The organism is Vibrio gazogenes, assembly GCF_023920225.1.
Classification (GTDB): Bacteria; Pseudomonadota; Gammaproteobacteria; order Enterobacterales; family Vibrionaceae; genus Vibrio; species Vibrio gazogenes.
The window spans coordinates 1,170,757-1,192,841 of the sequence record NZ_CP092587.1 but is presented as its reverse complement, the minus strand read 5'-3'; the positions used below and the strand labels follow the sequence as shown (position 1 = coordinate 1,192,841).

The following is a 22,085-nucleotide window of genomic DNA, read 5'->3' as shown; positions in this document are numbered from 1 at the left end:
GAACACTGTATGTAAAAACAGTTCACTTCATTCAAGTCAGCCGTGGCATAAGCGCAAACACACCCCAACCCAAATACTCCCGCGTGTAGGTTGCGTGACGTACAGGCTCTGTACTCAATTTGGCGCGGATCTCTTCAGCCAATTCATCGTTAGGGTTTTCTTCAAGCCAGCGCCGCATTGTGAGCCACTTGGCCGCTTCGTAGCGATCCCAACCATCTTGATTGGCGAGAACCATCTCCACCACGTCATAACCGAGGTGGCCAATCGACGCAAGAAACTCTGGCAGACTGAGAAAATCGGAGATTGAGTTAGCAAAACACTTTTTGGCGACCTCTTCCGTTGGCGGCACCTGTCGCCAGTAAGGTTCACCAATCAGAATGATACCGCGAGGGCGCAAACTTTTTGCCAGAAGTTCAATGGTTCCGGCGACACCGCCACCAATCCATGTGGCACCGACACAAGCTGCCACATCAACTTGCTCGTCAGAGACGTAACCTGCGGCATCGTTGTGGAAAAACTTAACTTGATGAGCAACGCCGAGTGCTTCGGCTCGCTGCTTCGCTTGTGTCGTAAACAACGGGCTCATGTCGATGCCGGTGCCGACAATACCGTAGTCACGAGCCCAGGTACAAAGCATCTCCCCCGAACCACTGCCGAGATCCAGAATACGGTCCTTCGGTGAGAGCCGTAACGCAGCACCGAGAGTCGCGAACTTGTCAGGCGTGAATGGATTGTGGATGCGGTGTGCGCTTTCTGTAATGTTGAAAATCCGTGGAATGTCCAATGCTTGAATTCCTTAAAGATTGCGAATCACTTGAGCAAAAGGGCCAACTGTGCCCCTTTTCGCTCGCCATCATCTGTATGATGCTGGCAGACACTACCGTATCTCAATTGATATTAATTCGTTTCATCTCACAGAATGGTATGAATAAGGTGGCATTGACAGATAAAGGTGACGAACACACCCTGCAACGCGCAATGAACCCAAAATTGATGACGCCATGACTTGCAGACAAAGCACGCTTAAAAAAACTTCACCGGCAGATAAAAATCCAACTCAAACTGTTCATCAGGGTGAAGAAAATGATTTTGCTGGTAGTGAACATAAGCCGGTGTCGAGCGCAGCTTAAACCCTGAAGTCGGTAACCACTGTTCCATAATCAGGCTGATATACGGCAACAGATCGCCATAGACGCCCTGTAAATGAAAAACAGCATGTAAACCACCGGGGATCATCATCTGATTGACCACTCCCCGAAACGACAGCGGCCGGTCGATTTCAAGGCAGGCAACGTAACGACATTTATCCAGTGCGACCCAAGCAGGATTCGAATGATGTAACCCAAACTGAGTGAAAAAATCCCGCCCTTCGCTCTCCGCCCATGCTTTCAGCACTAACCACGCATGGCGAATCGAACGATTGTATCCCGTATGCCGCACATAAGCAGCCATACGATCCGGCACATCAAGAATTTTCGCGGGTTGGAGCGGGCGAGTCGCGACACGCTGGTATCCGGCCGCAATTTCAGGGTCTTTGAGATAAGGTTTTGCAGCGACATCCATATCATGCTGCCGCCACTGCCCGGGATACATATGAAAAGTCGCCTTAAACGCTCGGCTAAACGAGGATGCCGAACTGAAACCGCAATTACTGGCGATTTCGGACACAGATGACGTGGGATCAAACATCAGTTGATTGGCAGCATACTCCATCCGTGTGCGCCGGATGTACTGATGGATTGATTCACCCACCGTCTGCTTAAACACGCGGTGAAAATGTTGCTCAGAATAAGCGGCCACCTCGGCCAGGGTCTTGGCTGATAGCTCTCTACTGATATCTTTATGAATATAAAAAAGAATATCATTAATACGGGAAATATGATGGGGGTTCACGGCAGACAAATCGCATAAATGGACATATTGTTCAGCATAAATGGACATTTGCATTTAAGCAATCCCCTGTACTATCTCTCCTTAGAGGCGGTGCTCCAGTAGAAAACAGCCCGACACAATAAACACCAAACAGGAACAGACATGGAAATTGCGCATTCATTACAACAGACCCGTTCATCTTATATTCGAGAGATCCTCAGTGCCGCCACCGATAAAAATGTGATCTCGCTGGCCGGTGGCCTGCCAGACGAGCAGACTTTTCCGATTGACCTGATGCAACCGATGCTAGAAAAACTGGCTCATATGCCAGAAGTCTTTCAATACGGTGCAACCGCTGGTTATCCACCGTTGCTCGACTACCTACACAACCTGTATCAATTACCCGATACGCACGCTGCCATGATCTGTACCGGGTCACAACAAGGCTTGGATCTGATTGCCAGAGCTTACTTTAATCCTCAAGACACCATTGCGATGGAAGCCCCGAGTTATTTGGGTGCCATGCAGGTTTTCAATTTGGTTCAGGCCAATATTGTCACCGTGCCTCAAACCGAAGACGGCCCGGATGTCGCGTTACTTGAACAGTGCTTTCAGCAACAAAAGCCAAAAGCCTTTTATGCCGTGCCTGATTTCCACAACCCGACCGGCGTCTGCTGGACACTGGCCGTCCGCCAGCAAGTTGCGGCACTTTGCTGCCAATACAACGTTGTTTTGATTGAAGATGCGCCTTATCGAGAGCTACGTTTCAGCGGTGAAGCGCTGCCGCTGGTGTCTGATTTCTGTCCGAATCATTCAATCGTGTTGCGTTCATTTTCCAAAATTGCCTCTCCGGGGCTGAGAATTGGCGTGGTCACCGGAAAGTACACCGATCTCGATCCATTAATTAAAGTCAAACAGGGTGCGGATCTGCATTCCAGTGTGCCGATGCAAGCGCTGCTGCTCGGGCTGCTGCAACACCCCGATTTTGATCAACATCTCCAACGGATTCGTCACTTGTATCAGTCACGTTATGACTGTCTGTATACAGCGCTACGTCAACAACTGCCGGAACGTTGTCATATCAAGCCTATCGCTGGCGGCATGTTCATCTGGCTTTCGTTACCGGATTGCGACACATTTGCGCTGGCAAAAACGATGCTGGGAAAAGGTGTCGCCGTCGTCCCAAGTCCGGTATTTTATCCCAATGCGGCACCATCACCGGCAGCATTACGCTTGAATTTTACCAATGCCAGCCCGGAAGAACTGACCGAGGCCGTCAGACGTTTGGTTGATGGGCTAAAAGCTTATTTGGACTAAAAACTTATCTGGACTAAACGCCCCTGCACTAATCACGATTCATTGTACTTCGCGCAGTTATCTGAAGTGACGAGGAATAACGGGTTGGGGTGGGATAAATAACAAGCACTCAACCGGATGGGAAGTCAGCGTGATTCAATAAAGTGCTGCGCACATCCCAAAAAATCATCCTTTTACAGTCATGACCAATCGGGTCATGACTATATTCCCGCTCTCAACCGAGCGTCATCCGCCAAGTCTTATGCCATCAACAATGCTGCATCAATCGGAAAATATTGACTGGCCGCTTGCATCAACGTCACAGAGGTCAGCTCTGGGACACCATATACTTCAACCCATTTCTCTTTGTCACCGGATAACTTTTTCACCAACACATCAAAATCACCATCTCCGGAAACCAACACGACAATATCAACATCCGCTGCATACTCCATCGCATCGATGGTAATCCCGACATCCCAGTCCCCTTTCGCTGAGCCATCCGCCCGTTGAATAAAGGGTTTCAGTTTGACCTCGAAACCGATCGCTCTCAGGATATTCTGAAATTCCTGTTGCTTCGGATCTCCCCGGTCAATCGCATAGGCAATCGCCTTGACCACTTGTCTGTTCTCAGTCGATTTCGCCCACAATTTGTTGTAATTCAGGTGACGTTGATAGGCTTGTCGGGTGGTGTAATACACATTTTGTACATCAACAAGTAACAGAACTTTTTTCATCTGGCTGGCCTTTGATTGCTGGTCGTGTTTCTGGAGCAGCAGTGTAATATGAAATGCAGCGCCGACCCAGAGAAAATCATTGAACGCCATTCGTATCACGACCAAACCCAAACATTTCATTAGGGTCATTTGCTTAGGATAGCTAAGCGGCATGCCCCGCGCCGCGCTCAATACCCGTTCAGATTGAACAAAATTCAACCACGAAAGGTCAACTGCCCCTAGTGACCATCCTGAAAAATGATCCAATGAACCGAGTTATTCAATATCAAACTAATTGCATAAATAATATTCTACCCCATCTTCGCTTTTATTTAAAAAGGGCACAATGATAGTTCATAAAAATTAAAATACTCAGTGATCATCATTCCAAATACATGGAATATTTACTTACAACAAACTCCAAAAAATTCCTGATAATTAAACAAATCATCATTATATAGCATGTCATATTATAATATTTACAAATTATTAATTTAGCTATGAATATCATTTTAAAATACAACACATTAAATAAAAAAAACCAAAAAACATAATGAGAATAATAAAAAAATAAAACATTAAAAATCAGTAAGTTAAAAAATAAAAATCAATAATTGAAATTTTATTTCAATTCCATATCTCACCTTTAAAAACCTGACTATTTACTTATTCATCACTCTTTATTTCGTGGATAACCTCACAATAAATAAATTTATTCACATTATTTTATCGTGATTTCTTGACGCTAATACGAGTGCCATCTAGACCCAAATAGTATGAATATTTATTAGTCACCCATTCTTATAAATAACATTTTAATCAGTAGCAATAAAAAGAAATCCTTAATCAGGAGGATTAAAAAAATATGTATAAAACTAACCGTAGGAGGCTAGAAATGAGAAAAAGGCAGAAACAACTCCGGTTGTTACCGCTGGTCTTTGCATTGGGGGCGGCATTGTCGTCAATCGGTGCACAAGCTGCATCCTGTTCATATTCATTAACCAATGAATGGGATGGTGGATTTCAAGGTGTTGTCACCATCACGAATGACGAAAGTGCCGATATTAATGGCTGGCAAGTCGGGATGAAATATCCAGCCGGTGTGGCGGTTACACAATCTTGGAGTGGCGAACTTTCAGGGAATAACCCCTATTACATTGTGAACAAAGAGTGGAACGGAACCATTAAACAAGGCCAAAGCTTGGCTGTTAACTTTATGGGAACTCGTAACGCGACCAGTGCCGCAAATGTCGAGTTAATGGGGTCAACCTGTACTGGCGGCGACACCCCACCACCAAATCACTTACCTGACGCAGTTGCTGATGCGACACCGGTCTCCGGTATTGCACCACTCGAAGTCAGCTTCAGTGCCAGTGGCTCAAGCGATGCTGACGGGGATGCGTTAACCTACGTCTGGGATTTCGGTGACGGTGAAACCGGTACAGGCAAAAATGTACTACATACCTACACTGAACCCGGTGAGTACACAGCGAAACTAACCGTCAGTGATGGCACAGGCGTCGATACGGCCAATGTGGTGATCAATGTCACGACCGAATCCGGCAATACCCCACCTGTAGCAGCGATGACCGTAACACCGGCATCCGGACAAGCACCGTTACTGGTTAACTTTGATGCGTCTGCGTCAACCGATGCGGATAACGATGTTCTCACCTATATCTGGGACTTCGGTGATGGCGCAACCGGTTCCGGTGTCAGCACATCACACACGTATGCCGATCCCGGTAAATATACGGTCTCGCTCATTGTCAGCGACGGCATGGATACCAGCAAAATCGTCAAAACCGTCAATGTCACCGATGATGATGTCCCGCCAACCGTTGAACGTGTGGACAACCCATTCCGTGATGCAACTTGGTATGTCAACCCTGAGTGGTCTGCATTAGCCGCAGCAGAACCGGGCGGTAGCGCGATAGCTGACCAAAACACAGGGGTCTGGCTCGATCGCATTGGTGCGATTGAAGGGACAGACAGCAAAATGGGTCTGCGGGCACACTTAGATAAAGCTCTCGAACAAGGCGCGAATCTGTTCACTGTGGTGGTATATGACTTACCAAACCGTGACTGTAAAGCTCTGGCATCGAATGGTGAGTTGCTCATTTCCAGAGGCGACATCGTTCGCTATAAAAATGAGTTTATCGACCCAATTGCAGAAATCTTTGCCGATCCGAAATATCAGAGCATCCGTATTGCTGCGGTTATCGAGATTGACTCTTTGCCAAACCTCGTCACCAATCTGGACATTCCAAAATGTGCAGAAGCAAATGGCCCTGGCGGCTATCGTGAAGGGATCACCTACGCACTGAATAAGTTCGCACCAATCAAAAACGTGTATTCATACATTGATGCGGCTCACTCAGGTTGGCTAGGCTGGGATAGTAACTTTGATCCGGCAATTACACTGATTTCCAACGTGATCAAAGGCACTGATGCAAGCTGGAATAGTGTTGCTGGTTTCGTGACCAATACCGCCAACTACAGTCCGTTGGTTGAAACCTACCTTCCAAATCCAGACAAGAATGTCGGTGGAGGCCCGATTCGAAGTGCCGATTTCTATGAATGGAACCCGAACTTTGATGAGAAAGACTATGCGATTGAATTCCGTAAACGGATGATAACCAAAGGAGCACCAACCACCATCGGGATGTTGATTGATACGGGTCGCAACGGCTGGGGTGGTCCTGAACGACCAACACATGTCAGTACTTCATCGGATAAGAACACTTATGTCGATGAATCACGGATCGATCGTCGTTATCACCGTGGTAACTGGTGTAACCAACCGAGTGGTATTGGCTACAAACCATGGGCTGACCCTTATGCCGGCGTTGATGCTTTTGTTTGGGTGAAACCACCGGGTGAATCCGATGGTATCTCTGAACCAGACTTCCAGCCTGATCCGGATGACCCAGCGAAGCAATACGATGCAATGTGTGACCCAGATAAAATGAGCACTTCTGCACCACTCCCTACTGGGGCGATGGATAATGCGCCACACGCAGGCCGCTGGTACTCCGCAGGGTTCCAATACCTGTTGGAAAATGCGTATCCACCGGTTGATCAGCCAGCAGGTCCCCCAGCTGAGTAAGGTCAATCCAATATCCCCCATCTGAACACCGACGCTATTTCGGTCAGTCAGATAAACCCAACCGCCGGATCCTGTCGCTGGATCCGGCTTTTTACTTCATCCACGTTGAAACGGTTACAGCGCAGCTTTTATCGCCAATCCTGTCTAGTCAACGAGATGGAAATCAATGGTCGAGTTCAGGACGGGTTTGACCAAGCCGATTCTGATTACAAAATCACCCAATGCCTCATCGGGCTCGCCCTCCGTTGCCCAACGAGCAATATATTGATCCAGCGTAGTCAATATCTCTTCAATCGGTTGATTCACTTGGTGGAGCCGAGGAATTCGGGTGCCTTCAACGTTACCGCCGATATAGAAGTCATATCGGCCGACAGCCCGGCCGACTAACCCCACTTCGGCTAACATGGCACGACCACACCCATTCGGGCAGCCGGTAATCCGAAATACAAAAGCACGATCGGCTAAACCATGCTTCAGCATGATCTGGTCAATGGATGCCGAGATATCCGGTAACACGCGTTCTGCTTCAGCCATCGCAAGCGGACAAGTCGGGAATGACACACAAGCCATTGATGCTTTCCGTTGCTCGGTCACCGACTGATCAATCAAACCGTATTCACGAGCGATTTTATCGATCACCTCAACTTTGTCTTGCGGCACACCTGCCACAATGACATTCTGGTTCGGAGAGAGTCTGAAATCGCCTTGATGTACTTTGGCAATTTCTGCCATGCCTGATTTGAGCGGTTTATCTTCGGTATCAATCAAACGTCCGCTTGGAATAAACAATGTCAGGTGATGGTCGCCATCGACACCTTCAACCCAACCGATACGGTCACCACGGGCGGTAAACGCATAAGGTTTGACCGCCGCAAAGGTCACACTGGCCCGTTTTTCCACCTCTTGCTTAAACACATCCACCCCAACACGATCCAACGTATATTTGGTCTTGGCATTTTTCCGGTTGGAGCGGTTGCCCCAGTCTCTTTGTGTGGCAACAACCGCTTCAGCAACGGCCAGCGTCTCATCAAGTGTAATAAAACCGAACTCACTGGCTTTACGTGGATAAGTAGATGCATCACCCTGAGTCATTGCCAGTCCGCCACCGACCAGCACATTAAAGCCAATGAGTTTTCCGTTATCGCCTATCGCGACAAAACTCAGATCGTTGGCATGCACATCGACATCATTTTGCGGCGGAATCACTACGGCTGTTTTGAATTTACGCGGTAAGTAACTCCCGCCGAGAATCGTTTCTTGCTCTTCCGCAACGGCGACTTTTTCACCGTCCAGCCAGAGCTCGGCATAAGCATTGGTTTTTGGCAGCAGATGCTCTGAGATTTTTTTCGCCCAATCATAAGCCTGTTGGTGTAAGGCACTTTCGACCGGATTAGAAGTACACAGAACATTACGGTTCACATCCCCTGCCGTGGCACGAGAATCTAACCCAAGGGTATTTAACAGTTGATGAACCGGTTTAATATGATGTTTCAACACCCCATGCAGTTGCACCGCTTGACGGTTGGTCACCCGAATCGAGCCATACTCGGTATGCGAACTGGCAAACGCATCAATGCCCAGCCACTGTTGCGGGGTAATAATCCCACCGGGAAGGCGAACACGAAGCATCACCGTATGCAAAGGTTCCAGTTTCTGTTTTTGTCTTTGCGCCCGAATGTCTCGGTCATCCTGCTGATACATGCCGTGAAAGCGAATCAGTTGAAAGTTGTCGCCTTCAAAACCACCGGTTATCGGATTGGCAAGATCTTCTGATATTGTGCCACGCAGGTGCTTACTTTGACTCTTCAAACGTTCGTTATCTGAGAGTTTCTCTTTGCTCATCGTCACTCCATCACTTCTTTATTTTAATGTGTGGACTTTCAGTTTCAGGTCGGTCCTATTGACTAGAAATTATCACTATCACGATGAGACAGGCATAGATACAGACCGCTGTTTAAAATGCATAACAGCGGCTATTTTTATGACAAAATGAAATATGAAAGAATGAAGTGCGATTTCGTACCGTTTTTACGCGCAAAGATAATGACGGTTTATTGAGTTTGAGCACCGTTGATTTGCATGACAATACTGCTCGCCAGAATATCCAACGCTCTCATTCGCTGGTGATCAAGCTCGAAAGATGCATTGAGCCGGATGCAGTGATTATATTGATCGTTCAAACCAAACATTTTCCCCGGTGCAATACTGACATTTTCTTTTAATACCGCATGATATATATCAGTTGCATCAAGCTGTTTGGGCAGTTCGAGCCAGATGAAATATCCCCCTTTCTGACTGATGATATTCACCGCTTGGGGGAGCTGTTCTCTTAATCGTTCTGTGACTTTGTTTTTGCGCTCAGCCAGTTTTTTGCGTAACTGTTTAAGGTGTAATTCGTAGTTGCGACTGGTTAAATAATGAACCAGCGTCATTTGAATGGGCGCGCTGGTAGCAAAGGTACTCATCAATTGCAGCTTCTGAATATCAAGCGCTCTTTTGCCCGCCACAACCCAGCCGATGCGCAACCCCGCGATTAAGGATTTCGAGAACGATGAACATAACATGGTGTTACCGGTGTGATCGTACATTTTCATTGAGGTCATCGGTTCACTGCCCGCATAGAGCTCGCTGTATACATCATCTTCAATCAAAGCAACATTGTATCGATTCAAGATTTCAACAATCCGCTGCTTTTTTTCATCGGTTAATGTAAACCCGAGCGGATTTTGGTGATTCGACATCAACCAACATGCTTTGACCGGATGTGTTTGTAACGCACTCTCCAGAGAATCAATATCAATCCCCGTGACCGGATCAGTTCTGACTGAGAGCACCTTTAACCCCAAACGCTGCAAAGACTGTAGCGCGCCATAAAATGTCGGCGACTCAACCACGATCCAATCGCCTGCGGATGCACAGGCCTGCAAACTCAAATTAAGCGCTTCTAATGCTCCGGCGGTAATGACAATTTCATCCGGTGAGATTTCAACCCCTCGCGCAGCATAACGTTTCGCAATCAGTTGTCTGAGCTGCTCATTGCCCGGTGGCAAATTATTGAATGTATTGGAAATTGGCATATTGCGTGCCGCACTCGAAAATGCGCGCGTCACATGGTGATGCGGGTATAAATCAGGGCTGGGGTAAGCAAACCCGAAATTGACTAACTGCGGATTTTTGCTGGCCTGAAGCACCTCAAAGATAAACTCGTTAATATCAACATTTTCTATTGAAGAGACCGCAGCGTGGGGGGGCTGAACATGCTTGGTTTTGACTCTGGGGGCAACCCGGTATCCCGAACGCGCCTGCGACACCACCCACCCCTGAGATTCAAGTAACTGATAGGCATGAAGTACGGTCATTAAGCTGACACCCGTGTATTCAGACTGCTTACGTAATGAAGGTAGTTTGTCACCCGGATTCCAGATGCCGGACTGAATCTGTCGTTTCAGTTGATCGACCAACTCTTGATATTTTGCCAAAACGCAACCTCCGGTGTAAGCCATTTTTATTGTAAACCGTTGCGACTAATCATAACAATTAAAATTTTTAACTGTTATAGTTTTATGTTTTTTTCTGTATCTACATTCAACCCCGGCCAACGATTAACATAGCAAAGAAAAATAATATTCAGCTCAAAGGAAATCTATGTTTGGTCTCGATGCATTTATGCTGGCAAGGATACAGTTTGCTTTTACTGTTTCCTTCCACATTATATTTCCCGCCATTACCATCGGCTTAGCAACCTATCTTGCCGTGCTTGAAGGTTTATGGCTCAAAACCCGCAATCCGGATTACAAAACTCTTTATCACTACTGGTCGAAAATTTTCGCCGTCAACTTCGGTATGGGCGTGGTGTCTGGTTTGGTGATGGCTTACCAATTCGGCACCAACTGGAGCGGTTTTTCTGATTTTGCCGGCAGTATCACCGGCCCGCTACTGACCTATGAAGTGCTGACCGCATTCTTTCTTGAAGCCGGCTTTCTCGGTGTGATGCTATTCGGCTGGAACCGTGTCGGTAACAAGCTACATTTCTTTGCAACCTCAATGGTTGCCCTCGGCACAATCATTTCAACCTTTTGGATTCTGGCATCCAATAGCTGGATGCAAACGCCACAAGGCCATGAAATCATTGATGGTCGCGCGGTGCCCGTTGACTGGTTTGCCGTGATCTTCAACCCGTCATTCCCCTACCGATTAGCCCACATGGGTGTGGCCGCATTTTTAAGTACCGCTTTGTTCGTCGGAGCGTCTGCGGCATGGCACCTTCTAAAAGGCAAATCGAGTTCTGCGGTGAAAAAAATGTTTTCAATGTCGCTGGGGATGCTCGTTATTGTTGCGCCGATTCAGGCACTGATTGGCGATATGCACGGTTTAAATACGTTGGCATATCAACCCGCTAAAATCGCAGCGATTGAAGGCCACTGGTCTAACGCCAGCGGAGAACCGACACCGCTGATTCTCTTTGGTTTACCCAATATGGAACAAGAGCGGACCGATTATGCACTGGAGATCCCGGTATTAGGCAGCTTAATTCTACGCCATAGTCTGACAAAGCCAATTCCGGCCCTGAAAGATTTCCCCAAAGATGAACGTCCCAATTCCCTGATCATATTCTGGTCATTCAGAGTCATGGTTGCCCTCGGTATCCTGATGATTTTACAAGGCTTCTATAGCTTGTGGTTACGCCACAAAAAGACACTCTATACCACACCTTGGTTTCTCAAGTTTTCGATTGTGATGGGGCCGACAGGACTGATCGCGATATTAGCCGGATGGTTCACCACGGAGGTTGGTCGTCAGCCATGGGTCGTCTATGGACTGAAGAGAACGCGAGATGCGGTATCAGCGCATGGTGATTTACAGATGAGTATCAGCCTGCTCTGCTTCTTTGTGGTCTACGGCGCGGTATTTGGTTTTGGTTACTACTATATGGTTCACCAAATCAAACAAGGCCCGGATGCAGAAGACCACGAGCATCATGAAATCAACACCATTTCTGGTCGGATATAGCCTCACAAATTAAGTAATTAAGGTAAAAATATGCATTTTGATCTCTCTGTGATTTGGTTCGCGATCATCGTGTTCGCCACCCTGATGTACATTGTAATGGATGGCTTTGACCTCGGAATCGGTATCCTGATGCCGTTTGTCAACAATAAAAAACACAAAGATGTGATGGTCAATTCAGTCGCCCCGGTCTGGGACGGCAACGAAACTTGGATTGTGCTTGGCGGTGCAGCACTGTTCGGTGCATTTCCACTCGCATATTCGGTGATTATTGAAGCGTTAACGATTCCATTAACACTGATGCTCATTGCTTTGATTTTCCGCGGTGTCGCCTTTGAATTTCGATTTAAAGCGGTGGCAAACCATCTGCAATTTTGGGATCTTTCATTCATGGTCGGTTCAATCGGTACGACGTTCTTCCAAGGGATCGTGGTCGGGGCGGTGATTCAGGGCTTTGATGTTGAAAACCGCGTTTTCGTCGGCGGACAGCTGGATTGGATCACCCCATTCCCGATTTTCTGCGGTTTCGCACTGGTCGCAACCTATGCCCTACTCGGCAGTACATGGCTCATCATGAAAACTGAAGGTGAGTTACAACGCTCGATGTTTGCTTTCACCCATAAAGCTCTGCTTGCAGTCGTCGGAGCGCTGGTGATGGTTAGTCTATGGACCCCCCTTGAATTTCCGGTAATTGCGACGCGTTGGTTCTCAACACCGAATTTGTTCTATTTGCTGCCGATTCCGGTCATCACCGGTCTGGCCTGTTTGAAAATGGCCGATGCCGTTAAAAAGCACCAAGAACGGAGTCCGTTCGTGATGGCGCTGATCATCATCATCCTTGGCTTTGCCGGGCTTGGCATCAGTATCTGGCCAAATATCATTCCACCGAATATTTCTATCTGGGAAGCCGCGGCACCGGCCAGTAGCCAGCGCTTCATGTTGTACGGCGCTGTCTCGATTTTACCGATGATCCTCGCTTACACATTCTGGAGCTACTCGGTCTTCACCGGCAAAGTGAAAGAAGGTGAAGCGTACCACTAACCGAATACGACTCAGCAATCATGGGGGCTGAATATGAAGATCAAACGTGGCATTGAACAATGGGCTTGGATGATTGGCATCTGGGCGCTGAGTGTGGTGGCATTAGGGGCCGTATCGATGGGCTTTCGTCTGTTAATGACTGCCGCAGGATTCAAGTCTTAAACTCTTTTGTGTCGTGCTTAAACTCAATATCCCCGTCATTCACTGGATGACGGGGATATCTATATTCGCCATGAGTCATTGTCAAAACTGAAACCACTCACCGATGGTTATCACTCAGATACATATGATTCATTTTCTTCAATATTTGCCGTAGTCGTAACCGAGCCGATCGTTTTTACTCGCTCAGTGACATTTCGATTAATATGCAAGGAAAAAATATCAGGACGAGAATAATGTCCGACCGGATCGTAAGCAGCTTTAGCCACACCGATGCTCGCCAAATCAATCTCGGCATAAATGAGACCTTCAGTTTTATCGTCAAGAAACTCACATAGCTCAGCACCATCAGGCCCATAGATTTGAGCAAAACCGCCACCAATATCTAACAGTGATCTTTTCTGCTCAGTGTCACATAGCATGTCGAGCATTTCTTGACTAACAATCGCACACGGAGAGAGCACAAATGCTTGGCCTTCTAAAGCATAAACCTGAGTGGCAGCGCAGTTCGCTTCCGCGCTCAATTGCATCGAAAGACCTTTGTATAAAGAAAAACTAGGCCAAGACGCAACATGAATCTGCTCATGACAAGCATAGAGTGCATATTTGCTGAAAAGTTGAAGATGCTCGGCACAACAGAGCCCGCCTAAATTGCCCAAATCCGTGTGATAGACTTTCAGTGTACTGCCATCACCCTCTCCGTAAACTGCCCGTTCGACATGCGTTGGCTTCAGCTTGCGATGAACACCTAATAACTGACCATGATTATCAATAAAGGCTTGAGAGATGTATAAAGTGCCGGCGGCACGCTCACTAAATCCCATCACTAAATGGATCTGATATGTTTTCGCTGCCTGACATAGTCTGTCAAACAACTCGCTCTCAACACTTAAGGAATTTTCATAGTAGGGCTGAACATATTTAGACCAGCCTGCTGGCGAATCTAACCAAATGTACCACGGGTATCCCGGCAGCCATACCTCAGGAAAGGCAATCAATTGGGCTCCATTTCCAGCGGCTTCTTTGATCAAATCAATGGCTTTTTCAATCCCTTGCTCAATATTCAGAAATGCAGGTGCAGCTTGTACTGCACAGACTTTAAATTTACCAGTAAACTTATAATCCATAAATCCCTCGATCTATATCACTCATTCAAGTGTTATCGTATCAAGGGTTTGTTTTTTTAATTTATTCAGTGTTTCAATTATATTTCTATTCGTACTAGATGCGTGTATAGAATCATCGTTCTGAACCAGAATAAACCACACCGCACCAAATAAGTTAATTATCCAATAACTCGGACATTAAACCGATAGTAAATAGACCAGAATAATTAACTAGATTGGACCATCGCTCTATATTTTAACGGTGCTACACCAAAATGCTTTTTAAACAATACGCTGGCATGTGAACTACTTGAAAAACCGACGCAAAATGATAGTTCTGTAATCGTCTGCCCTCGATGAATAGGGCTTTCCAATAAAGACTTCAATTTATTCACACGCTGTGTCCAAACATAATCAGATATATTGTGTGATTCATCTTTAAATAATCGATATAGTGAACTCCGAGACATACCCAATGCTTTGCATATATTGTCAATCGAGAGTGATGAACGACTTAGATTGGCATTTATATAATCTTTTACTTTATGTAGATTGAGTTCAGTGTCATCGATAACCTGACCAAAAACCGAACGGGCGTTATACGATAAGAATTCATTCAGACTTACATTAAAACTGTCATATATCTTTTTCTCTTCGCCATAATCTTGGGGGGATGGCATCATGAATAAACTCGATAAGAAATGAGTAAAGACATAATTAATTGCTAAATGACTGTCAATTTTTTTTGCTGTAACCTGATTGGATTTAAAATTTTTTATATCAAGAACATCAAAAGGTATTTTCAATGTACACATATGGAAATCATCTTTCAGATTGATAAAATATGGTCTCCGACTATCGTATATACCAATCTCACCGGGGATAAGACTGTGCGTCGCCCGTCTTGGGTAATTTCCATCTGTCCTTTTTGTTGCAATGTCAGTAACAGATAATCATCTTCATGAAAGCGTTTGGGAGGACGCGTAACAGATTGCCCCGAGGCAATGACCTCTAGTAGATCAATACAATGCAAGCGACTACAATTCAGTTCAGCATTGAAGTCCATCAGTGTATGAGACACACCCACTCGGCAGGTTAATTGAACAAAGTGCTCATTCACGATATCTTGCCAATACGCGAGTTTAGCTTTCTCAGAAAGACCAAATGTCGTTAAATGCTTTTTCATTCAATCCTCTCCACCTCAACTATAGCCCCAAACCTAGTTCCTAATGAGTCCATCGTTTTTAGCACCGTCAATAAAAAATCTGACATGTAAATTAAAGACAACTGACTATATATACATTAGAATCTCAGTAACTATTTTATGCTGATCTCTGAGATGTAGGAAAAATGGAGTCTACTTTATCAATAATTATTACAGTCTTGTTTGGATTCATTGCAAATAAAACAAATATACTAGATTCAAAGAACAATGCAAGTATCAACAAACTTATAATAAAACTTACACTGCCAGCGTCTATATTTCATGGCATGTTATTCATAGATAGCAATAAATTTCACTCATTAATTACCAACTCAACTAATATTATACTGCTCATCGCTTTTTTACTGCTATCAAGTTATATAATTAGTTTAATTATATTTAAAGATAAAATCCTATCAATGACTATTGCGATGTTAATCGCTCTACCTGGTGTTTTATTCTACGGACTACCCATTCTAACGCCAATATTAAATAACAAGACAATAATAACAATATCGGCAACAGGAATTGCACAGAACTTAATTGTCCTCCCCTTTGTTTTCACAATATTCTCTCGCCATAAAGGTGGGAAATTTTCTTATAAAAGCTTGATATTGGAACCTATAATCATAACGCCAATATTGGCAATTGTACTTATTCTTCTAAAAATAAACCTACCCGAATTTTTCATGCTTTCTCTCGACCAAATTGGCCGTTGCACAACAGGATTAGCACTTATATCTACAGGTGTTATATTGTCGCAGGTTAAAATAAGAATTAATAGGAAAATCATCAGCTTTGTTATTTTTAAAAATTTCGCTTTACCTATTGTGACGCTTTATTCTTTAAAACTAACGTCATTAAGACCCGAGTATTATGTCCCATTAGTTTTAATTAATGCTATTCCAATTGGTTCGATCTGTATTATTATCAGTAATATATATGATATCTATGTAAAAGAAGTTTCAGCGATTGTAACACTCAGCGTACTTCTCTCTTCTATTTCAATACCAATCATATTAGCACTGCTATAACTGTAACCATCACAACAGCCTGCCATCGGATCTCATCATTGAAATCCTTTCGTGGCCATCTTAAGGGACTACGGTGAGATCAATTTTCCCGTCGTCTCTAGGGGCTGTTGACCTTTCGTGGTTGAATTTTGTTCAATCTGAACGAGTATTGATCGCGGCGCGGGGCATGCCGCTTAGCTATCCTAAGCAAATGACCCGTAACAAAGAGCAAGACACGTTCAGATGAACCCTCTGGGCAGCATTTGTCGCTCATTTATCCAGCGTTAGGTCATAGTTCATGTAGATCGCTACACTTCACATGACCTGCCTTGACTAAATGCACGACAAATTGCTGCAAAAACCATCACGAAAGGTCAATAGCCCCTAGCTTTTTCATTAGCGTTGCCCATGGTTTCATCAGTGCTACGCGACGAAAACAAATGGTGAATCTCCCCCTCCGTTAAAGCAAACAACACATCACTAGTACGATGAAATAGATACAGGATCAATCATAGACACTCATTGTTGTGGATAGAATAATCAATAAATTTAATGTTTGTTATATAAAAAAATTAATAACTGTATATTGATTTTTTTAATTTCACTGATTGATAAACACTGTTCACACTTTTAAAAATCGACATGGTTTCTGTCGATGAGACATTTGATATTATTAAAACCAATAATAAAAGTGAAACTACTCTGAGATGTATCCCATGACGATAACGAAGCACAACTGGCTACTTAGAACCTCTTTAGTGTTCTCCATATTTCCTACCTTTTCTTTCGCGAATACAGATATTTATTTAGGTAGCAATAGCGTCAAAACATTAAATATTGATGGTCAATACTTTAAAGATTTAAATAAAAATGGACAGCTTGACCCATACGAAGACTGGCGACTCCCCACAGAAAAACGATCTAAAAATCTACTGTCTTTAATGACACTAGAAGAGAAAGCAGGATTAATGATGCATGGTTCTGCGCCCAGTTCAGGCATATTAGGCCGGGGTGAAAGTTATGACCAAGAGAAAGCAACAAAACTAATTAAAAACAATCATGTTTCTCATTTTATCACCAGACTACAAGGTAAGGTTCCCAGCCATCTGGCAGAACAAAACAATCGCTTACAACGGATTGCTGAAAAAACTCGTTTAGGGATACCAATCACGATAAGTTCAGATCCAAGAAACTCATTCCAATATTTAGAAGGTGCGTCCGTTGCTTCCGGTAAATTCAGCAAATGGCCAGAAACACTGGGAATGGCAGCCATTAATGATGAAGCATTGACGGAAAAATACGCCAATATTGTCCGACAAGAATACCGGGCGGTAGGGATTACAGAAGCTTTATCTCCCCAAGCGGATATTGCGAGCGAACCACGTTGGCCCCGGATTAACGGAACGTTTGGTGCAGACCCGGATATCGTCGGCAAAATGACCCGAAGCTATATCACGGGTATGCAGTCTGGCTCACAAGGCCTCAATAAAAATAGTGTGATGACCATCGTGAAGCATTGGGTGGGTTATGGTGCTGCAAAAGACGGTTGGGATAGTCATAACGCTTACGGGAAATACGCAGACTTTAAGTCAACGTCGTTAGATACACATATCGCCCCCTTTATCGAAGCATTTAAAGCCAATCCGGCAGGCGTCATGCCAACCTATTCGATCCTACAAGGGGTCACCCACAATGGAAAAGAAATACCACAAGTCGGTGCAGGATATAACCGTTTTTTATTACAAGATCTATTACGTGAGACTTACGGGTTTAAAGGCGTGATCTTAAGCGATTGGTTAATCACCAGAGATTGTAAAGAAGATTGTATCAACGGATTTAAACCGGGAGAAAAAATCCTACCGAGAGGGATGCCTTGGGGTGTTGAAAATCTCTCCGTTGAAGATCGGTTTGCAAAAGCTATCAATGCCGGTGTCGATCAATTTGGTGGTGTCGTTGATTCAGCAATATTAGTCAATGCAGTACGAGATAAAAAAATATCGGAAAAACGACTGGATGATTCAGTGCTCCGTATTTTGAACCAAAAATTCAACATCGGTTTGTTTGAGAACCCATATGTGGATGCAAAAAAAGCAGATGAGATTGTTGGCAACAAACAGTTTTCAACTTTAGCGAATACCGCTCAGTTTAAATCCCTTGTTTTATTAAAAAATGACCATGTGCTGCCGCTCAAGACCGGTATCAAAGTATGGTTGTACGGCATTCATAAAGACGTTGCAGAGAAATACGGCTTTCAGGTTGTTGATCAGTTACAAAATGCGGATCTTGCACTTTTAAGAACCTCAACACCATTTGAAAGACCGCATAAGAATTATTATTTCGGCAAAAAACATCATGAAGGCGCATTGGACTTTAAACCCGATAGTGAAGATTATCTCGCGATTCAAAAAGCCAAGCAGCATGTGCCAACGATTGTGACCATTTACTTAGATCGTCCGGCAATTTTAACCGATGTTTTAGACGACGCGAATGCCTTAATCGCCAACTTTGGTGTCAGTGATGAGGTTCTATTGCAACGATTAATATCTGATAAGAACTATACCGCGAAGCTACCATTCGAGTTACCAAGAACGATGCAAGCGGTCTTATCACAAGATTCGGCCAAACCGCATGATTCCGATCACCCACTCTTTCCCATTCATTATGGCATGAGCCAATGATTTTATATGCCGGATAAATCAAAAACCGACCACCTTGCAAATCCACAGGTTCTGCTCTGCTAAAAATTTGATGCGTTAAGTTGATCAGCACTTGACGCATCAGGAGTCTGCGGAGATGAACGCTGGCACGCTCATTGTCCATAAACGCTCGCTGCTAAGCAGACACCGCGCCAAGAATCCCCCCCCCCCATCGCGCAACATTATCACTTTTTGTATATAAAGCATTCACTCGTGCTGATTTTTCATCATCACCTGACTCGTATGATGGATATACAGAGTTACTGAGACCGGCCATCAATGACCGCACAATCAGTAATGTGTATTCATATCTCACAGAGAAGGTGTCTCATGTCGACCAAACAATGGACAACCAAGAGAACAGAAAAGCTAGCGCGCATCGCTGCGGTAGCGTCTTTGGCTGATGGGAAAGTGCTACCAACCGATCAAATGGTTGACGCACTGGAACAATTGATTAAGCCGAATGACCGTGTCGTTCTTGAAGGGAATAACCAAAAACAAGCAGACTTCCTTGCTCGCGTTCTTGAGCAGGTCAATCCGGACAAAATTCATCATCTTCATATGATCATGCCAAGTGTGAGCTTGCCATCACATATGAATATTTTCGAAAAAGGCATTGCCAGCAAGCTGGACTTCGCCTTCGCCGGCTCACAAAGTGTGCGCGTGGCACAAATGCTCGAAGACGGCATTTTAGAAATCGGTGCCATTCACACTTACATCGAACTGTATGCACGCCTCTACGCTGACCTGATTCCTAACGTGGCATTGGTTGCCGGCTATAAAGCCGACCGCAAAGGTAACCTCTACACCGGTGCTTCGACTGAAGATACCCCCGGATTGGTTGAAGCACCGGCCTTCAAAGACGGCTTGGTGATCGCGCAAGTGAACGAAATCGTGGACAACACCGAAGATCTGGAACGTGTTGATATTCCGGGTGACTGGGTCGATTTCATTGTGCAAGCGGACCAACCTTTCTACATTGAACCGCTGTTTACCCGTGACCCTCGCCTGATTAAAGACACGCACATTCTCATGGCGATGATGGCGATTAAAGGCATCTACGCCAAACACGGGGTGCAAACCCTGAACCACGGGATCGGTTTTAACACCGCAGCGATTGAACTGCTGCTGCCAACCTACGGTGAACAGCTTGGCCTGAAAGGTAAAATCTGTAAACACTGGACCCTGAACCCGCACCCAACCTTAATCCCGGCCATCGAATCGGGCTGGGTAGAAACCGTGCACTCCTTCGGGGGCGAACTGGGGATGGAAGAGTATGCACGTGCACGTTCTGACGTATTCTTCACCGGCCCTGATGGGTCAATGCGTTCCAACCGGACGATGTGTCAACTGGCGGGTCAATACGCCGCTGATATGTTCATCGGCTCGACCCTGCAAATGGATCCGGAAGGTAACTCCTCAACCGTCACTCACGGTCGTCTGGCCGGTTTCGGTGGTGCACCAAACATGGGGCATGACCCACGTGGTCGTCGCCACGCAACCGACGCATGGCTCAACATGATCACCGACGAAGAGAAACAACGCGACGTCGTCAAAGGTAAAAAACTGGTGGTTCAATCGGTTGAAACTTATCAAGACGGTTCGAAGTCGACCTTCGTTGATCGCTTAGATGCCGTGGACGTCGCACAAAAAGCCGGGATGCCGATCGCACCGATCATGATCTACGGTGACGACGTCACTCACCTGCTGACGGAAGAAGGCATCGCTTACCTCTACATGGCAAAAGATCTTGAAGAGCGTAAAGAGATGATTGCCGCCGTTGCGGGCGTGTCTGAATTTGGTCAACGCGTGACCAAAGCGCGTGTTCAAGCACTGCGCGCTGCCGGTAAAGTCGCCACACCGGAAGATCTCGGCATCAAACGCAGCGATGCAAATCGTTCACTCTTGGCAGCGAAAAGCGTTGCTGATCTGGTGACTTGGTCAGACGGCTTATATCAGCCACCTGCCAAATATCGTAGCTGGTGATGATGATGCAAAGTTGTCAGAACGCATGTTTCGCCCCAACCGAGTGTGTCGGCATTGGCGAGCTTGCCAAACAAGCCTTGATTGCAGAGGTCACTCTGACGCCAAAACCGGGGCTGGTCGATAACCGCAATACGGGCTCACACACCGATCTGACCGTCAACTTAATGCTGCGTTCCGCAAGCTGTTTAGCGCCCTTTTTTGCCGAGATGGCACAAGTGGCGCTGGGTCAGCCGGTATCCGTCTGGCTGCGAGAGCAAATTGGTGCCATTGGGCGTAACGCTGAAGTGGCGATGATGGCGACAACCCAAGGGGTCAATACTCATCGCGGCGCTATCTGGGCATTAGGGTTACTGAGTACCGCGGCCATGGTCACGGACTCAGAAAACAAAACGGCGGAGCGACTATGCGCTCTCGCCGGACAGCTCGCTAGCCTAGCAGATCGCCATGCGCCGAACACCTTTAGCAAAGGAAAGTTAGCGAGCAATCACTTTCAGGTGAATGGCGCGAAACAACAGGCTCAGCTCGGTTTTCCTGCCGTAACTGACCATGCACTGCCAACTTTGCGTCTTAGTCGTCTACGTGGCCATTCAGAAACAGAAGCGCGCCTGAATGCCTTACTGGCACTGACAGCTCACCTGACTGACACCTGTGTGTTAAGCCGGGCAGGCTTAGCCGGACAGACACACTTACAAACCCGCAGCCGCGATATTTTGGCGCTTGGCGGCGTCAGTCACCCGCAAGGCTACGCCCTGCTGGAACAACTGGATGCCGACATGATCGCCCTCAATGCTTCACCCGGCGGCGCCGCTGACCTACTGGCTGCCACGCTGTTTGTCGACTGGGTTGAACACTCAGAACTATCCAAATAATCGGGAGGTTC

Annotated in this window: 18 protein-coding genes; 10 read left to right on the top strand and 8 right to left on the bottom strand. The window is 45.8% G+C overall.

Annotated elements, in window-relative coordinates:
• Window positions 1–31: 31 nt before the first annotated feature.
• On the bottom strand, window positions 32–784 hold the full coding sequence (locus MKS89_RS05475) for an SAM-dependent methyltransferase (RefSeq protein WP_072961762.1): 753 nt from the start codon (window positions 782–784) through the stop codon (window positions 32–34).
• On the opposite strand from MKS89_RS05475, the gene MKS89_RS05470 reads away from it, so the two are divergent.
• On the top strand, window positions 784–1,005 hold the full coding sequence (locus MKS89_RS05470; protein ID WP_072961765.1) for a hypothetical protein: 222 nt from the start codon (window positions 784–786) through the stop codon (window positions 1,003–1,005). The genes MKS89_RS05475 and MKS89_RS05470 overlap by 1 nt on opposite strands.
• Before the next feature lie 18 nt (window positions 1,006–1,023).
• Here the strand turns inward: MKS89_RS05470 and MKS89_RS05465 are convergent, their stop codons facing one another.
• On the bottom strand, window positions 1,024–1,893 hold the full coding sequence (locus MKS89_RS05465) for an AraC family transcriptional regulator (RefSeq protein ID WP_072961817.1): 870 nt from the start codon (window positions 1,891–1,893) through the stop codon (window positions 1,024–1,026).
• A gap of 141 nt (window positions 1,894–2,034) precedes the next feature.
• Between MKS89_RS05465 and MKS89_RS05460 the strand changes: the two genes are divergently transcribed.
• On the top strand, window positions 2,035–3,189 hold the full coding sequence (locus tag MKS89_RS05460; protein ID WP_072961768.1) for an aminotransferase-like domain-containing protein: 1,155 nt from the start codon (window positions 2,035–2,037) through the stop codon (window positions 3,187–3,189).
• Window positions 3,190–3,428: 239 nt separating this feature from the next.
• On the opposite strand, the gene MKS89_RS05455 is transcribed toward MKS89_RS05460, so the two are convergent.
• Window positions 3,429–3,905 (bottom strand): LabA-like NYN domain-containing protein, encoded by a 477-nt coding sequence (locus MKS89_RS05455; protein WP_072961820.1) that lies wholly within the window; start codon window positions 3,903–3,905, stop codon window positions 3,429–3,431.
• Window positions 3,906–4,779: 874 nt separating this feature from the next.
• Between MKS89_RS05455 and MKS89_RS05450 the strand changes: the two genes are divergently transcribed.
• Window positions 4,780–6,993: a glycoside hydrolase family 6 protein gene (locus tag MKS89_RS05450; protein ID WP_072961769.1), complete on the top strand. Its 2,214-nt coding sequence runs from the start codon at window positions 4,780–4,782 to the stop codon at window positions 6,991–6,993.
• Between the two features lie 144 nt (window positions 6,994–7,137).
• Here the strand turns inward: MKS89_RS05450 and cysI are convergent, their stop codons facing one another.
• Window positions 7,138–8,835 (bottom strand): assimilatory sulfite reductase (NADPH) hemoprotein subunit, encoded by a 1,698-nt coding sequence (cysI, locus tag MKS89_RS05445; RefSeq protein WP_072961772.1) that lies wholly within the window; start codon window positions 8,833–8,835, stop codon window positions 7,138–7,140.
• A gap of 209 nt (window positions 8,836–9,044) precedes the next feature.
• Window positions 9,045–10,472: an aminotransferase-like domain-containing protein gene (locus MKS89_RS05440; RefSeq protein WP_072961822.1), complete on the bottom strand. Its 1,428-nt coding sequence runs from the start codon at window positions 10,470–10,472 to the stop codon at window positions 9,045–9,047.
• Window positions 10,473–10,638: 166 nt separating this feature from the next.
• On the opposite strand from MKS89_RS05440, the gene MKS89_RS05435 reads away from it, so the two are divergent.
• From MKS89_RS05435 to MKS89_RS05425, 3 genes are read left to right on the top strand one after another with little or no spacing between them, the layout of a single operon-like run.
• Window positions 10,639–12,003 (top strand): cytochrome ubiquinol oxidase subunit I, encoded by a 1,365-nt coding sequence (locus MKS89_RS05435; RefSeq protein ID WP_072961774.1) that lies wholly within the window; start codon window positions 10,639–10,641, stop codon window positions 12,001–12,003.
• Between the two features lie 30 nt (window positions 12,004–12,033).
• Window positions 12,034–13,041 carry a cytochrome d ubiquinol oxidase subunit II gene (gene cydB, locus MKS89_RS05430; RefSeq protein WP_072961777.1) on the top strand — a complete coding sequence of 336 codons (1,008 nt, stop codon included), beginning with the start codon at window positions 12,034–12,036 and terminating at the stop codon, window positions 13,039–13,041.
• Window positions 13,042–13,074: 33 nt separating this feature from the next.
• The gene (locus MKS89_RS05425) at window positions 13,075–13,203 is read left to right on the top strand and encodes a DUF2474 domain-containing protein (RefSeq protein ID WP_072961778.1); all 129 of its coding nucleotides are present in this window, start codon (window positions 13,075–13,077) and stop codon (window positions 13,201–13,203) included.
• A 110-nt stretch (window positions 13,204–13,313) separates the two neighbouring features.
• Here the strand turns inward: MKS89_RS05425 and MKS89_RS05420 are convergent, their stop codons facing one another.
• The 3 genes from MKS89_RS05420 to MKS89_RS05410 form a co-directional block, all read right to left on the bottom strand.
• Entirely contained in the window at window positions 13,314–14,327 is a 1,014-nt protein-coding gene (locus MKS89_RS05420) for a carbon-nitrogen hydrolase family protein (RefSeq protein ID WP_072961781.1), read from the bottom strand.
• Between the two features lie 206 nt (window positions 14,328–14,533).
• Window positions 14,534–15,121, bottom strand: a complete 588-nt coding sequence (locus MKS89_RS05415; RefSeq protein ID WP_072961783.1) for a helix-turn-helix transcriptional regulator — start codon at window positions 15,119–15,121, stop codon at window positions 14,534–14,536.
• A gap of 14 nt (window positions 15,122–15,135) precedes the next feature.
• On the bottom strand, window positions 15,136–15,492 hold the full coding sequence (locus MKS89_RS05410) for an AraC-like ligand-binding domain-containing protein (protein ID WP_072961786.1): 357 nt from the start codon (window positions 15,490–15,492) through the stop codon (window positions 15,136–15,138).
• Between the two features lie 164 nt (window positions 15,493–15,656).
• Here MKS89_RS05410 and MKS89_RS05405 point away from each other — a divergent pair, with 164 nt between their 5' ends.
• From MKS89_RS05405 to MKS89_RS05390, 4 genes are all read left to right on the top strand, one after another.
• Entirely contained in the window at window positions 15,657–16,544 is an 888-nt protein-coding gene (locus MKS89_RS05405; protein WP_072961789.1) for an AEC family transporter, read from the top strand.
• Window positions 16,545–17,239: 695 nt separating this feature from the next.
• The gene (locus MKS89_RS05400; RefSeq protein ID WP_235862475.1) at window positions 17,240–19,201 is read left to right on the top strand and encodes a glycoside hydrolase family 3 protein; all 1,962 of its coding nucleotides are present in this window, start codon (window positions 17,240–17,242) and stop codon (window positions 19,199–19,201) included.
• Window positions 19,202–19,549: 348 nt separating this feature from the next.
• Window positions 19,550–21,205 (top strand): malonate decarboxylase subunit alpha, encoded by a 1,656-nt coding sequence (gene mdcA / locus MKS89_RS05395; RefSeq protein ID WP_021018904.1) that lies wholly within the window; start codon window positions 19,550–19,552, stop codon window positions 21,203–21,205.
• Window positions 21,205–22,074, top strand: coding sequence for a triphosphoribosyl-dephospho-CoA synthase (locus tag MKS89_RS05390; RefSeq protein ID WP_205409120.1), 870 nt, complete (start codon window positions 21,205–21,207; stop codon window positions 22,072–22,074). Before mdcA ends, MKS89_RS05390 begins: the two co-directional genes overlap by 1 nt.
• Window positions 22,075–22,085: the final 11 nt, after the last annotated feature.